We start from the raw sequence: 14741 nt of genomic DNA, 5'->3' as shown, positions 1-14741 counted from the left end.
CTGTCGAACAGACGGCTAACCGACCTGCGGGTCGCCCTTGGTGTACGTCAGGCGCTCCACGGCGCCCGGCTGCCAGTCGTCCTCGATCTTCTTGCCGTTCACGTACAGCTGGATCGCCCCGGCGTCGCCGAGGACGAGGTTGATCTTGTCGCTGTCCTGGAAGGTCTTGGTGTCGCCCTGCTTGAGCAGTCCGTCGAAGAGGGTCCGGCCGTTGTGGTCCTTGGCGAGGATCCAGCTTCGCCCGTCGGAGGCGCTGACCTGCACGGTCACCTTGTCCTGGGGGGCCGCCGCGATAGCGCTGTCGGACGGCGTCGGCTTCGGGTCCTTGGTGGTCTTGTCGGACTTCGGCGTGGGCGACTTGGTGGCGGCGGGCGTGGTGCCGTCGGCGACCTGGGCCGTTCCGCCGTCGTCGCCGCCCTTGAAGGCGGTGAAGCCGACGAACCCGACCACGGCCACGATCGCGGCGACCATGGCGGCGGTCCAGTTGGGCCCGCGCCGCTCGGGACGGATGCGTTCCGCCTCGAACAGCGGAGCGGCCGGCGTCGGAGCCGGTCGCCCGCCACCGTGATCGGCGGCGTACTGGTCCAGAAGGGGGGCCGGATCCAGGTGGACGGCCTTGGCCAGGGTCCTGATGTGGCCCCGGGCGTACACATCGCCACCGCAGGGGGCGAAGTCGTCCGCCTCGATGGCATGCACGATGGCGATGCGGACCCTGGTGGCGTTGCTGACGTCGTCGACGGTCAGCCCGGCCGCGATCCGCGCCTGTTTCAGGGCGTGGCCGACGGAGATACGGGCTTCCTGCCGGTCGTCTTCGAACGGACGCTCGTCTTCAGGGGAGTTGCCGATGGACACGGGGGCGCCTTTCGAGCGTTTAAGCCACCTGTGCTGGAGGTTCAGTCTAGGGGGGGTGCGAAAGGGTGGGGCAACCGGGCGGTGGGACTTTGTACGCCATCGGAATGGCCGGACACACCGATGGTGGGGCAGCAGCTTTTCGCTTCCCTCAACTTGACGTACGCCGAAGGGAAACGGTTGCTCAATGATCCCTTACGGGTGAGTCACGATCGAACATCGATGGCCGCACCCGCTCCGGACTCCCTTTAAGCCTCCCCGCGGATCACCGCGAGCACTCCGTCCAGCTCGTCACCCTTCACAAGAACGTCACGAGCCTTGGACCCCTCGCTCGGCCCGACGATCCCCCTGGACTCCATCAGGTCCATGAGGCGCCCCGCCTTCGCGAACCCGACCCGGAGCTTGCGCTGGAGCATGGAGGTCGACCCGAACTGCGTGGAGACGACCAGCTCGGCCGCCTGGCACAGCAGGTCGAGGTCGTCGCCGATCTCCTCGTCGATCTCCTTCTTCTGCTTGGTGTCCACGGTGACGTCGTCCCGGAAGACCGGCGCCATCTGGTCCTTGCAGTGCTGCACGACGGCGTGGATCTCGTCCTCGGTGACGAAGGCGCCCTGCATACGCGTGGGCTTGTTCTGGCCCATCGGCAGATACAGCCCGTCACCCTTGCCGATCAGCTTCTCGGCGCCCGGCTGGTCCAGGATGACGCGGCTGTCGGCGAGCGAGGAGGTGGCGAACGCGAGCCTGGAGGGCACGTTCGCCTTGATCAGACCGGTGACGACGTCGACCGAGGGCCGCTGGGTGGCGAGCACCAGGTGGATGCCCGCCGCGCGCGCGAGCTGCGTGATGCGCACGATCGAGTCCTCGACGTCCCGCGGCGCGACCATCATCAGGTCGGCCAGCTCGTCGACGATGACCAGCAGGTACGGGTAGGTCTTCAGCTCCCGCTCGCTGCCCTCCGGAGTCTTCAGCTTGCCGTCGCGGACGGCCTGGTTGAAGTCGTCGATGTGCCGGTATCCGAACGCCGCGAGGTCGTCGTAGCGCAGATCCATCTCCCGTACGACCCACTGCAGGGCCTCGGCCGCCCGCTTCGGGTTGGTGATGATCGGCGTGATCAGGTGCGGGATGCCCTCGTACGCCGTCAGCTCGACGCGCTTGGGATCGACGAGGACCATCCGGACGTCCTCGGGGGTCGCCCGGCACATGATCGACGTGATCAGGCAGTTGATGCAGGACGACTTGCCCGAGCCGGTGGCGCCGGCCACGAGAATGTGCGGCATCTTCGCCATGTTCGCCATGACGTAGCCGCCCTCGACGTCCTTGCCGAGCGCGACGAGCATCGGGTGGTCGTCCTCGGCGGCGTCGGCCAGACGCAGTACGTCGCCGACGTTGACCATCTCGCGGTCGGTGTTCGGGATCTCGATGCCGACCGCGGACTTGCCGGGGATCGGGCTGATGATCCGCACGTCCGGGCTGGCGACGGCGTACGCGATGTTCTTCGCCAGCGCGGTGATCCGCTCGACCTTCACGGCGGGGCCCAGCTCGACCTCGTACCGCGTGACCGTCGGCCCGCGCGTGAACCCGGTGACGGCCGCGTCGACCTTGAACTCGGTGAAGACGTTCGTCAGCGAGGCCACCACGGCGTCGTTGGCCGCGCTGCGCGCCTTGCCGGGGCCACCGCGCTCCAGGAGGTCGAGCGAGGGCAGCGAGTAGGTGATGTCGCCGGACAGCTGGAGCTGCTCCGCGCGCGCGGGCAGGTCGCTCGCCGCCTCGGGAGCGGGTTTGGTGAGGTCGGCGACCTCGACCTTGAGCTTCTCCTGCTTGGGCCGCGCGTCCTGCTTGGGCCGGGCCGCCGGGACGGGCGTGGGCACCGGGGTCGTCTCCACCCGGTCGCCCACACTGACGCCCTGGGTGAGGTCGGCGACGAGCGGCGAGGGTGGCAGGCCGTGCATGACGACGCCGTCCAGGTCCGCGGCGGCGGCCGCAGCGATGTCCACGGCGTCCATCTGCCGGTCCATCGCGGGCTGCGGCACCGCGGAGCGCCTGGGGCGGCCCCGACGCCGCGAGAGGGCCTCCTGCTCCGCGCTGTCGGGGTCGTACGACTCGGGCGCGGGCCCGCGCTTGCGCCCGCGCGCGGGCAGCGCCTCGCGCCACTGGTCCTCGTAGCGCTCGTCGTCCTCGCCGTACTCCTCGTCGCCGGCCGGGTCGTGCACGATGCCCAGCCGCACGCCCAGCTCCCGCATCCGCCGGGGGATGGCGTTGACGGGGGTCGCGGTGACCACGAGCAGCCCGAAGACCGTCAGCAGCACGAGCAGCGGTACGGCGAGGACGTCGCCCATCGTGTACGTCAGCGGGGTGGCCGCCCCCCAGCCGATCAGCCCGCCGGCGTCCCTTATCGCCTGCATGCCGTCGCTGCGGGCGGGCGAGCCGCACGCGATGTGGACCTGGCCTAGCACACCGATGACGAGCGCCGACAGACCGATCACGATCCGGCCGTTGGCCTCGGGCTTCTCGGGGTGCCGGATGAACCGCACGGCGATCACCGCGAGCAGTATCGGCACGAGCAGGTCCAGCCGGCCGAAGGCGCCGGTCACGATGATCTCGACGAGGTCGCCGACCGGACCGCGCAGGTTCGACCAGGTGCCGGCGGCAACGATCAGGCCGAGGCCGAGCAGCAGAAGTGCCACGCCGTCCTTCCGGTGCGCCGGGTCGAGGTTCTTCGCGCCCTGCCCTATCCCACGGAACAGGGCACCGACGGCATGGGCGAGACCGAGCCAGACGGCACGGATGAGCCGGAGCACGCCCCCGGTCGGGCTGGGTGCCGGCTTCGGTGCCGCGGCCTTCTTCGCAGCGGTCTTCCTGGCGGGCGCCTTCTTGGCCGGTGCTTTCTTCGCGGCGGCCTTCTTCACCGGACCCTTCGCGGGAGCGGCAGCCTTCTTGGCGGGCTGCTTCTTGGCTGCGGAGGGACGTGAGGCCATAGGTGTGAGATTACCGGTGGAGAGGGCCACGGACACGTGTGCCCACTGCTTCACCCGTTCGTGTCGTTCCTGAAGAGGTGCCGAGCTGACGCGGGCTCAAGCGCGAGAACACCCGCGCCACACGTCAGTTCTGCGAGGGCACCGACGGCGGACTGCCCGTGCCCGGCTCCAGCGCGTCCAGCGCCCGGCGCAACCCCGTGAGTTTGCGTTCGAGATGGGCCGCGGTGGCCACCGCGGCCGCGTCCGCGGACTCGTCGTCCAGCTGCTTGGACAGCGCCTCCGCCTGCTCCTCGACCGCCGCGAGCCGCGCCGACAGCTCCGCGAGCAGCCCGGCCGGTTCCTTCGCGTCGCCGACCGCGCCCTTGCCGCCGCCCTCCAACTGGAGCCGCAGCAGCGCCGCCTGCTCACGCAGCTGGCAGTTCTTCATGTAGAGCTCGACGAACACCGAGACCTTCGCCCGCAGCACCCACGGGTCGAACGGCTTGGAGATGTAGTCCACCGCACCGGCCGCGTAGCCGCGGAAGGTGTGGTGCGGACCGTGGTTGATCGCGGTGAGGAAGATGATCGGGATGTCCCGGGTCCGCTCCCGCCGTTTGATGTGCGCCGCGGTCTCGAACCCGTCCATACCCGGCATCTGCACGTCCAGCAGAATGACCGCGAAGTCGTCCGTGAGCAGCGCCTTGAGCGCTTCCTCCCCGGACGATGCCCGCACCAGTGTCTGATCGAGCGCGGAGAGGATGGCCTCCAGCGCCAGCAGATTCTCCGGCCGGTCATCGACCAGGAGGATCTTGGCCTTCTGCACCATGGCCCGCCCTCCTCGCCCCGGATGTGCACCGGGCGCCGCCCCTGGGGACGACTCCCTTTCGCCGCCCGTCCTTGTGCCGGTCATCGTAGCCGCACCCTGTCTGTCGCCACACCCTGTCACCGCGATGTCACTGTGCACGTAGCAGAAACGTAGCGGGAGACCAGAAGGTTCCCCGAATCCCGTACTTCTACACGGCGTCGGGCACACTGAGTCAGCAACTCCGCGTGAACTTCGCTGATTCCCATCACTCCTCCCGCATCCACTGCTCCATGACCGACAGCAGATGATCGGGATCGACCGGCTTGGTCACGTAGTCCGAGGCTCCCGACTCGATCGCCTTCTCGCGGTCGCCCTTCATCGCCTTGGCGGTCAGCGCGATGATCGGAAGCCCGGCGAACTGCGGCATCCTGCGGATCGCGTTGGTCGTCGCGTACCCGTCCATCTCCGGCATCATGATGTCCATCAGTACGACCGCCACGTCGTCGTGCTGCTCCAGGACCTCGATGCCCTCACGGCCGTTCTCCGCGTACAGCACGGACAGTCCGTGCTGTTCGAGGACGCTGGTGAGGGCGAAGACGTTACGGATGTCGTCGTCGACGATCAGCACCTTCTCACCGCCGAACCGGATGCCCCGGCGCGGCTGCGGTGTGGTCTGGTGCTCCACCGCCGACCACTGGTCCGGCTGCCCGATCCGCGGTTCGAGGGCGGGGGACGGCCGGCGCCGCCGCCTGAAGAGCGCCGCGGCTCCGTTCTGGGTCTCCCGGTACGACTTCACCTCGGCCGGCGTCTCGATCTCCACGTCGGACAGGCCGTTCTCCGACGTCGACGCCACCAGGTCGCCCGCCTCCAGCGCGGGCATGGCCTGCTGGTAGCCCTGCGGCGGCAGTTCGCTGGGGTGCAGCGGCAAATACAGCGTGAACGTCGATCCACGCCCCGGCTCGCTCTGCGCGTGGATCTCACCGCCGAGCAGCTGCGCGATCTCCCGCGAGATCGACAGCCCGAGCCCGGTACCGCCGTACTTGCGGCTGGTCGTGCCGTCGGCCTGCTTGAACGCCTCGAAGATCACCCGCATCTTGCTGCCCGCGATCCCGATGCCCGTGTCGGTCACCGAGAACGCGATCAGGTCGGCGCCCGGATCCCGCAGCGAACCGGCTTCGAGCAACTGCTCCCTGATGCCCATCGGCACGTCCCGGTTGGCGGGCCGGATCACCAGCTCGACCGCTCCGGAGTCGGTGAACTTCACCGCGTTGGACAGCAGGTTGCGCAGCACCTGGAGCAGTCGCTGCTCGTCGGTGTGCAGGGTGGCGGGCAGCTCGGGCGAGACCCGTACGGACAGGTCGAGGCCCTTCTCCGCGGTCAGCGGCCGGAAGGTCGCCTCCACGTAGTCCACGAGCTGTACGAGCGCGATACGCGTCGGGGAGACGTCCATCTTGCCCGCCTCGACCTTCGACAGGTCGAGGATGTCGTTGATCAGCTGGAGCAGGTCGGACCCGGCGCCGTGGATGGTCTCGGCGAACTCGACCTGCTTCGGGGTCAGGTTGGAGTCCGCGTTGTCGGCGAGCAGCTTGGCGAGGATCAGCAGCGAGTTGAGCGGCGTACGCAGCTCGTGCGACATGTTGGCCAGGAACTCGCTCTTGTACCGCATGGACACGGCGAGTTGCTCGGCGCGCTCCTCCAGGACCTGCCGCGCCTCCTCGATCTCGGTGTTCTTCACCTCGATGTCGCGGTTCTGCTGGGCCAGCAGCTCGGCCTTCTCCTCCAGTTCCGCGTTGGACGCCTGGAGGGCCTTCTGCCGGTTCTCCAACTCCGCCGACCGCTCCCTGAGTTGCTCGGTCAGCTCCTGCGACTGCTTCAGCAGCACCTCCGTCTTGGTGTTGACGGAGATGGTGTTGACGCTGGTCGCGATCATCTCGGCGATCTGGTTGAGGAAGTCCTTCTGGATCTGCGTAAAGGGTGTGAAGGACGCGAGCTCGATGACACCGAGCACCTTGCCCTCGAACAGCACCGGGAGGACGATCACTTGCGCGGGCGGCGCCTCTCCGAGACCGGAGGAGATCTTCAGGTAGCCGCTGGGCGCGTTCTCCACCAGGATCGTGCGCTTCTCCTCGGCGGCTGTCCCGATCAGCGCCTCACCGGGCCGGAACGACGTCGGCATGGAGCCCATCGAGTAGCCGTACGAGCCGAGCATCCGCAGCTCGTACTGGTCCTCGGCCTCGGCGCTCAGGTCCTTGCCGTCAAGGAGCGGCATCGCGACGAAGAACGCGCCGTGCTGCGCGGTCACCACCGGCGTCAGCTCGCTCATGATCAGCGAGGCCACGTCCTCCAGGTCCCGGCGTCCCTGCATGAGCGCCGAGATACGCGCCAGGTTGCCCTTCAGCCAGTCCTGCTCCTTGTTGGCGATCGTGGTGTCACGCAGGTTGGCGATCATCTTGTTGATGTAGTCCTGGAGCTCCTGGATCTCGCCGGACGCGTCCACGTCGATCTTCAGGTTCAGGTCGCCCCTGGTCACCGCGGTCGCCACGCGCGCGATGGCGCGCACCTGCCGGGTGAGGTTCCCTGCCATCTCGTTCACGGACTCGGTGAGGTCGCGCCACGTGCCGTCGACGTCACGCACGCGTGCCTGTCCGCCGAGCTGTCCCTCGGTACCCACCTCGCGGGCGACCCGGGTGACCTCCTCCGCGAAGGAGGACAGCTGGTCGACCATGGTGTTGATGGTCGTCTTGAGTTCGAGGATCTCACCGCGCGCGTCGATGTCGATCTTCTTCGTCAGGTCACCCTTGGCGATGGCCGTGGTCACCATGGCGATGTTCCGCACCTGACCGGTCAGGTTGGACGCCATCTGGTTCACCGACTCGGTGAGGTCCTTCCAGGTGCCGGCCACACCGGGCACCCGCGCCTGACCGCCCAGGATGCCGTCCGTGCCCACCTCACGGGCCACCTTGGTGACCTGGTCGGCGAACGAACTCAGCGTCTTCACCATGGTGTTGAAGGTGTCGGCGAGCTGCGCGACCTCCCCGCGCGCCTCGATCGTCACCGTCCGCGTGAGGTCACCGTTGGCGACCGCGTTCGCGACCTGGGAGATGTTGCGCACCTGCATGGTCAGGTTGTTGGCCATCAGGTTCACGTTGTCGCTGAGGTCCTTCCAGATGCCCGTGACACCCGGAACCCGCGCCTGACCGCCCAGCTGCCCCTCGGTGCCCACCTCACGGGCCACCCGGGTCACCTGCTCGGCGAACGACGACAGCTGGTCGACCATCGTGTTGACGGTCGTGACGAGTTCGAGGATCTCGCCCTTCGCGTCGACCGTGATCTTCTTCGACAGGTCACCCTTGGCGACCGCGGTCGTGACCTCGGCGATGTTGCGCACCTGGATGGTCAGGTTGTTCGCCATGAAGTTCACGGACTGCGTGAGGTCCTTCCAGGTGCCGGAGACACCCTGCACCTCGGCCTGCCCGCCCAGGATGCCCTCGGTACCCACCTCGCGGGCCACCCGCGTCACCTGGTCGGCGAAGCTGGAGAGCTGGTCCACCATCGTGTTGAGGGTGTTCTTCAGCTCCAGGATCTCGCCCCGCGCGTCCACATCGATCTTCTGCGACAGGTCACCCCGGGCCACCGCGGTGGCCACCTGGGCGATGTTGCGGACCTGGGCCGTGAGGTTTCCCGCCATTCCGTTCACGGAGTCGGTCAGGTCCCGCCACACACCGGCGACGCCGGGCACCTGCGCCTGCCCGCCGAGGCGCCCCTCGGTACCCACCTCGCGGGCCACGCGGGTCACCTGGTCGGCGAAGGCGGAGAGCTGGTCGACCATCGTGTTGACGGTGTTCTTCAGCTCCAGGATCTCGCCCCGCGCGTCCACGTCGATCTTCTGCGACAGGTCACCCCGGGCCACCGCGGTCGTCACCTGGGCGATCTGCCGCACCTGCGAGGTGAGGTTGCCGCCCATGAAGTTGACGGAGTCGGTGAGCTCCTTCCAGGTCCCGGAGACCCCCGGCACCACCGCCTGACCGCCCAGACGGCCCTCGGTGCCCACGTCCCGGGCCATCCGCGTCACCTGGTCGGCGAAGGCGGACAGCTGGTCGACCATCGTGTTCACGGTGTTCTTCAGCTGCAGCATCTCGCCGGAGACGTCCACGGTGACCTTCTGCGACAGATCGCCGTTGGCCACCGCCGTCGTCACCTGGGCGATGTTCCGCACCTGCCCTGTGAGGTTGCGGAACGCCGTGTTGACGGAGTCCGTGAGGTCCTTCCAGGTACCGGCGGCCCCGGGCACCTGCGCCTGGCCGCCCAGCTCGCCCTCGACACCGACCTCGCGCGCCACGCGCGTGACCTCGGCACCGAACGCGGACAGCTGGTCCACCATGCCGTTGACGGTGTTCTTCAGCTCCAGCATCTCGCCGGCCACGTCCACGGTGACCTTCTGCGACAGGTCACCGTTGGCCACCGCCGTCGTCACGGCGGCGATGTCCCGCACCTGAGTGGTGAGGTTCCGGAAGACCGTGTTCACCGAATCGGTGAGGTCCTTCCACGTCCCCGCCGCACCCGGCACGTTCGCCTGCCCGCCGAGCTGTCCCTCGGCACCGACCTCGTTGGCCACGCGCGTGACCTCGTCCGCGAAGATCCGCAGCGTCTCGGTCATCTGGTTGATCGTGTCGGCGAGCTGCGCGACCTCGCCGCGTGCGGAGACCGTCACCTTCTGCGACAGGTCACCGTTGGCCACCGCCGTCGTCACCTGCGCGATCCCGCGCACCTGGGCCGTCAGGTTGCCGGCCATCAGGTTCACCGAATCGGTGAGGTCCTTCCACACGCCGGCCACCCCCGGCACCTGCGCCTGGCCGCCCAGCTCGCCCTCGACGCCCACCTCGCGCGCGACGCGGGTCACCTCGGAGGAGAAGGACGACAGCTGGTCCACCATCGTGTTGACGGTGTTCTTCAGCTCCAGCATCTCGCCGGCCACGTGAACCGTGACCTTCCGCGAGAGATCACCCTTGGCGACCGCCGTGGTCACCAGCGCGATGTCCCGCACCTGGGCCGTCAGCCGGTACGCCATCGTGTTGACGGACTCGGTCAGGTCCTTCCAGGAACCCGACATGCCCCGCACGCGTGCCTGCCCGCCGAGCTTGCCCTCGGTACCGACCTCGCTGGCCACCCGCGTGACCTCGTCGGTGAACGTCGAAAGCTGATCGACAAGGTTGTTCACCGTCCGCCCGACCTTCAGGAACTCCCCGCGCAGCGGATGCCCCGTACCGTCCGGCGCCTGGGTCCTGAGCTCCATACGGGGCGACAGATCGCCCTCCGCGACCGCGGACAGTACTCGGCCGACCTCGGAGACGGGTCGTACGAGATCGTCCACCAGGGCGTTGGAGGCGTCGATGGCGGACGCCCAGGAGCCCTCGCAGGCACCTGTTTCCAGCCTTTCCGTGAGCTTGCCCTCACGGCCCACCATCCGCCGCACCCGCGACAGCTCACCCGTCAGATGCAGATTGCGGTCGGCCACCTCGTTGAAGACCGCCGCGATCTCCGTCATCACGCCGTCGCCGGACACCGTGAGCCGTTTGCGGAAGTTCCCGTCACGCATCGACACCAGCGCCGACAGCAACCGGTCCAGGGCAGCCGTGTCCACCGCGGTGGTCCCGCCCCGCGGTTTGCGCTGGCCGCTCGGGGACTGACCGCCCTTCGCGCGCGTCTTAGTGCCCCGCGTCGCTGCGCCAGACTCCACTGTGTCCCTCCCGAAGGGGTCGACCGTTACTGCTGTGCTCGGGTGCTACCACGCGGCGCACCGGTTTCCGCCGCGCGCTTCTGCTTACTACAGCGTCATTTCAACCAGGCATACAAAGCCGCACCACGGGCTGCTGCCCGCCGTACGCACAAGCCACTCGGCCTGCCCGGACCTTCTTCAGGAGCTTGCCCAGTGTTTCACCCTGGTTGAACCCGGCCATAACAGTTCGGCAGCTTCGCACATCGTCCGCACACCCTCCGGACGGAAACACTGCAGACCGGCATCCGCATGGCCGTCGAAGGTAAGTAACCTTGCATGCGGCTGTCCAGCCGAGCCGGTCCGTCCGGCCTGGGCGGTGGCACGAGCACGAGCGGGCATCGGAGGGCGGCCGCACACATGACCACCGGACTGATCCCCGGGGGACAGAACCCGGACCCCCGGCCGACGGGTGGCCTGCCGCAGCAGCGGCAGCAGCCGGTCGGCCAGGCAGCCCTGCACGTCGACAACCGGCCGAGGAGTTCTGTGATCACCGCGCGCGCGGCCGCCAGCTTCGAGCCCGTGGGACGATCGGTAGCGACCGCCCGCTCCTTCGTCCGCGACACCCTCCAGGGCTGGGGCTTCGCCGACATCGTCGACGACGCGGTGGTCCTCACCAGCGAACTCGTCACCAACGCCGTGGTGCACGCGGGCACCGCCGCGGACGTTCTGTGCCTGCGCAGTGACGAAGGTGTGCGGATCGAGGTCGCGGATCGTTACCCGGAGCGCGAGATCCCCCTCCAGGGTCAGGCCGTCACCATGGGCAACCTCGACCGCGAGGGCGGCCGCGGCCTCCAGCTCTGCGCGGCCCTCGCCTCCCGCTGGGGCGTCGAGTACACGCCCGCCCTCAAGCAGGTCTGGTTCCAACTCGACCTCCCCGAGCGCCCGGTGGGCACCCGCACGGCCGGACCCTCCCTGCCCGCGGACCTCCTCCCGCTGGCCGACGGCCGCGTCCGCGTCGCCGTCGTCCAGATCGACCGCACGTGCGCCATCACCTCGTGGAACGAGGACGCCGAGGAACTCTTCGGGTACGCCGCCGAACAGGTCGTGGGCAAACCCCTCACCGACCTCGCGGCCTGGCCGCACACCCCGGGCACCGGCACCGGCATCGCCGAGGCACTCCAACTCTCGCGCTGGGAAGGCAGTTACGGCATAAGGGCCGCCAACGGCCGCGTCACCTCGGTCTACGCCTCCCACCTGCGCGTCCGCGACACCGGCGGCGAGCCCTCCACGGTCTGCCTCCTGGTCCGCGACCACGAACGCGCCGTACTCCAGACCCCGTTGCGCGTCGCCACCTCCGACACCAACACCTCCTCCGACGGCCAGAGCACCGACCCCTTCGAGGTGTTCATCGGCTCCCCGGCCCCGGACGACCTCGACGGCCTGCTCCAGCGCACGGTCGAACGCGCCCGCGACATGCTCGACGGCGACTCCGCCTTCCTGCTCCTCGCGACCGACGACGAGACGGAGTTGGAGGTCCGCGCCTCCACCGGCCTGCCCTCCGCCCGCCAGCGCTTCGCCCGCGTGCCCGTCGAGGCGGGCCCCGGCCGCTACGGCTCCGCCCGCATGCCGGCCGTCCACGACGACCTGTCGGCCGTACCGGGCGCCGTCCCGCTGCTGAGCGGCACGGGAATGCGCTCGGTCGTGACCGTCCCCCTCAAGGTCGAGGGCCGCCTCACCGGCTCGCTCGGCGTGGCCGCGGAAGCGCCCGGCAGATACTCCAACGAAGAGGCCCTGCGCCTCCAATTCGCCGCCGACCGCATCGCGTTGGCCGTCGAGTCGGCCCGCCTCGGCGAACTCGAACGCCTGCGCCGCGGCTCCCTGAGCTTCCTCGTCGAGGCCTCCGACCTCCTCGCGGGCACCCTGGACCGCGACCAGACGCTGGCTCTCATGGCCCAGATGACCGTCCCGACCCTGGCCACTTGGTGCGCGGTCTACACGATCGCCGACCAGGCCTCGGAGCCCTATCTGTCGTACGTCCTGCACGAGGACGAGGAACTCATCGACGGCATCAAGTCGTTGCTGTCGAAGATCTCCCCGCCGGACCCGGTCCCGACCCCCGGTGCCCGCGTCTGGTCGGCCCCCGGCGAGGCGGCCCACCAGGCGGCCCTGCGCAGCTCCATGCGCAGCCTCGGCCTCAGCGGCGGCCCCACCCACCAGGTAGCCTCCGGAATCGGCCCCACGCTCGCCACGGCCTCCGCGGTCGGCGGCGAGACCGTCGTCCTCCCCCTGGTCGCCCGCAACCGCGTCATCGGCATGCTGACCCTCGGCAAGCCCACGGACGAGCATTTCCGCCAGGAGATCCTGGAGTTGGCGGAAGACCTCTCACGAAGGGCCGCCCTCGCCCTCGACAACGCCCGCCTCTACTCCGAGCGCACAGCGATCAGCCAGTCCCTCCAGCGCAGCCTCCTGCCGCCCGAACTCCCCGAGATCGACGGCGTCGAGGTCGAGGTCATCTACCGCGCGGCCGGCGAGGGCAACGAAGTCGGCGGCGACTTCTACGACTTGTTCCCCATCAGCGACGGCGCCTACGGCTTCGCCATCGGCGACGTCTGCGGTACGGGCCCCAACGCGGCGGCGGTCACCGGCCTCGCCCGGCACGCCCTCAGGCTGCTCGCCCGCGAGGGTCTCAGCGGCCCGGCGGTCCTGGAGCGCCTCAACTCCGCGATCCTCGACGAGGGCGCCCGCAGCCGCTTCCTGACCCTCCTCTACGGCGAGCTGTGGCCCCAGGAGGACGGCAGCGCCCGCCTGAAGGTCGTCTGCGCCGGCCACCCGCTCCCGCTCCGCCTGCGCCAGGACGGCACCGTCGAACCGGCCGCCGAACCGCAGCCCCTCCTCGGCGTCATGGAGGACCTGGAGCTCTACGAGCAGACGGTCACCCTCGACCCGGGAGACGTCCTCCTCTGCGTCACCGACGGCGTCACCGAACGCCGGGAAGGCACCCGCATGTTGGGCGACGACGGCCTCGCCGACGTCCTCACGACCTGCACGGGCCTGACGGCCGGCGCGGTCGCGGCCCGCATCATGCGCGCGGTCGAGCGCTTCGCCTCTGACGCCCCGTCCGACGACATGGCGATCCTGGCAATGCGCGTCCCGGGCCTGCCCACGGACTGAGAGAGAGCACGAAAAAGGCCCCGCCCGAATGGGCGGGGCCTTTTGGCTGGAGCCCCCTAACGGAATCGAACCGTTGACCTTCTCCTTACCATGGAGACGCTCTGCCGACTGAGCTAAGGGGGCCTGTCGCCTTTTCGAGGTTTCCCCCGCGGCAACGGAATAGATCATACCCCGAACAGACCCGTGCTCCCAACTCGCTCAGAAAGCAGGCTGAAGCAGTCCCCCGAGCGCATTGCACGCGGCCACGACCCGCTGCATGTCCCGCTTGGTCAACGAGGCGTCCACCGGAAGCGCGAGCGTCTCGTCGGCGGCCCGCTCGGTCTCCGGAAGCGACACACAGCGCCGGAACTCCGGCAGCCGGTGCACGGGCGTCTTCACCGGCACCCGGCAGTCAACTCCCTTGCCGCGCAACGCCCGAGCGAAGGCATCCCGGTCCGGCCGCCCGTTCCCCGGCACTCGCACGACGTACTGCTGGTAGGTGTGCCCGTCCCCACCATCGGGCGTGCGCACCCCGCGCAGCTTCCCGTCGAGGTAGCAGGCCCGCTCCCGACGCTGAGCGATCTCGTCGTACGGCGCCTCGGACTCGCCCTCCTGCAGCACCAACAGCTCGTGCCGCTGCCCGACTTCGAGCAACCGCCGCATGTCGGCGGGGCGTCCGAAGCGGTGTACGACGACGACGGCCGCCGTCCGCGGAGTCACGGCCGCTTCCACAGCGGACGCATCGAGGCAGTAGCTCACCGGATGTATGTCAGCGAACACCGGCAGCGCACCGGCGAGTGTCACCGCCTCGGCGACCTCGACGTTCCCGAAGGCCGGTACGACGACCTCGTCACCGACTCCGATGCCGGCGGCCCTGAGCATTGCAGCAGTACCCATGCTTCGGATGGTTGTTGCGCAACGTGAACTCCAAGTGACGCACAACAAAAAAGAGTTGGACCCCGAACCGAAGTTCAGGATCCAACTCTTTGAATGATTGTTCGGCGGTGTCCTACTCTCCCACAGGGTCCCCCCTGCAGTACCATCGGCGCTGTAAGGCTTAGCTTCCGGGTTCGGAATGTAACCGGGCGTTTCCCTCACGCTATGACCACCGAAACACTATGAAGTTAGACCGGAAAAAACACGGTCGTTGCCTCAGAACTAACACAGTGGACGCGAGCAAATATGGACAAGCCCTCGGCCTATTAGTACCGGTCACCTCCACCCCTTACAGGGCTTCCAGATCCGGCCTATCAACCCAGTCGTCTAC

Annotated in this window: 6 protein-coding genes, 1 tRNA gene and 2 rRNA genes; 1 reads left to right on the top strand and 8 read right to left on the bottom strand. The window is 68.8% G+C overall.

Features of this window, described 5'->3' with window-relative positions; genetic code table 11:
- Nucleotides 1-15: 15 nt before the first annotated feature.
- The 4 genes from G3I78_RS00045 to G3I78_RS00030 all read right to left on the bottom strand — a co-directional run bounded on the left by G3I78_RS00045 (nt 16) and on the right by G3I78_RS00030 (nt 10345).
- A complete protein-coding gene (locus G3I78_RS00045; RefSeq protein ID WP_164420618.1) occupies nt 16-852 on the bottom strand; it encodes a helix-turn-helix domain-containing protein in 837 nt (278 codons plus the stop codon).
- Between the two features lie 245 nt (nt 853-1097).
- Nucleotides 1098-3824, bottom strand: coding sequence for a DNA translocase FtsK (locus G3I78_RS00040; RefSeq protein ID WP_164420617.1), 2727 nt, complete (start codon nt 3822-3824; stop codon nt 1098-1100).
- A gap of 124 nt (nt 3825-3948) precedes the next feature.
- A complete protein-coding gene (locus G3I78_RS00035) occupies nt 3949-4629 on the bottom strand; it encodes a response regulator (protein ID WP_164420616.1) in 681 nt (226 codons plus the stop codon).
- Nucleotides 4630-4873: 244 nt separating this feature from the next.
- Nucleotides 4874-10345 carry a HAMP domain-containing protein gene (locus G3I78_RS00030; RefSeq protein WP_343243616.1) on the bottom strand — a complete coding sequence of 1824 codons (5472 nt, stop codon included), beginning with the start codon at nt 10343-10345 and terminating at the stop codon, nt 4874-4876.
- 396 nt (nt 10346-10741) lie between these two features.
- Here G3I78_RS00030 and G3I78_RS00025 point away from each other — a divergent pair, with 396 nt between their 5' ends.
- Complete coding sequence (locus G3I78_RS00025) at nt 10742-13495, top strand: SpoIIE family protein phosphatase (protein WP_164420614.1); 2754 nt, start codon at nt 10742-10744, stop codon at nt 13493-13495.
- A 47-nt stretch (nt 13496-13542) separates the two neighbouring features.
- On the opposite strand, the gene G3I78_RS00020 is transcribed toward G3I78_RS00025, so the two are convergent.
- The 4 genes from G3I78_RS00020 to G3I78_RS00005 all read right to left on the bottom strand — a co-directional run.
- A tRNA-Thr gene (locus G3I78_RS00020) sits at nt 13543-13618 on the bottom strand.
- A 75-nt stretch (nt 13619-13693) separates the two neighbouring features.
- Nucleotides 13694-14356, bottom strand: coding sequence for a DegT/DnrJ/EryC1/StrS family aminotransferase (locus G3I78_RS00015; protein ID WP_164421308.1), 663 nt, complete (start codon nt 14354-14356; stop codon nt 13694-13696).
- Between the two features lie 114 nt (nt 14357-14470).
- Nucleotides 14471-14587, bottom strand: a 5S ribosomal RNA gene (gene rrf / locus G3I78_RS00010).
- Between the two features lie 69 nt (nt 14588-14656).
- Nucleotides 14657-14741: ribosomal RNA gene (locus tag G3I78_RS00005) — 23S ribosomal RNA — on the bottom strand; the annotation flags it as partial.

The organism is Streptomyces sp. SID13726 (assembly GCF_010548375.1).
Lineage (GTDB): Bacteria > Actinomycetota > Actinomycetes > Streptomycetales > Streptomycetaceae > Streptomyces.
The sequence above is the reverse complement of the archived record's forward strand: the minus strand, read 5'-3'. Positions and strand labels throughout refer to the sequence as shown.

What these genes read in the sequence shown, in the direction of transcription:
- G3I78_RS00040 (WP_164420617.1), bottom strand. Translation starts at nt 3,824, where the DNA reads ATGGCCTCACGTCCCTCCGCAGCCAAGAAGCAGCCCGCCAAGAAGGCT.
- G3I78_RS00035 (WP_164420616.1), bottom strand. Translation starts at nt 4,629, where the DNA reads ATGGTGCAGAAGGCCAAGATCCTCCTGGTCGATGACCGGCCGGAGAAT.
- G3I78_RS00025 (WP_164420614.1), top strand. Translation starts at nt 10,742, where the DNA reads ATGACCACCGGACTGATCCCCGGGGGACAGAACCCGGACCCCCGGCCG.
- G3I78_RS00015 (WP_164421308.1), bottom strand. Translation starts at nt 14,356, where the DNA reads ATGCTCAGGGCCGCCGGCATCGGAGTCGGTGACGAGGTCGTCGTACCG.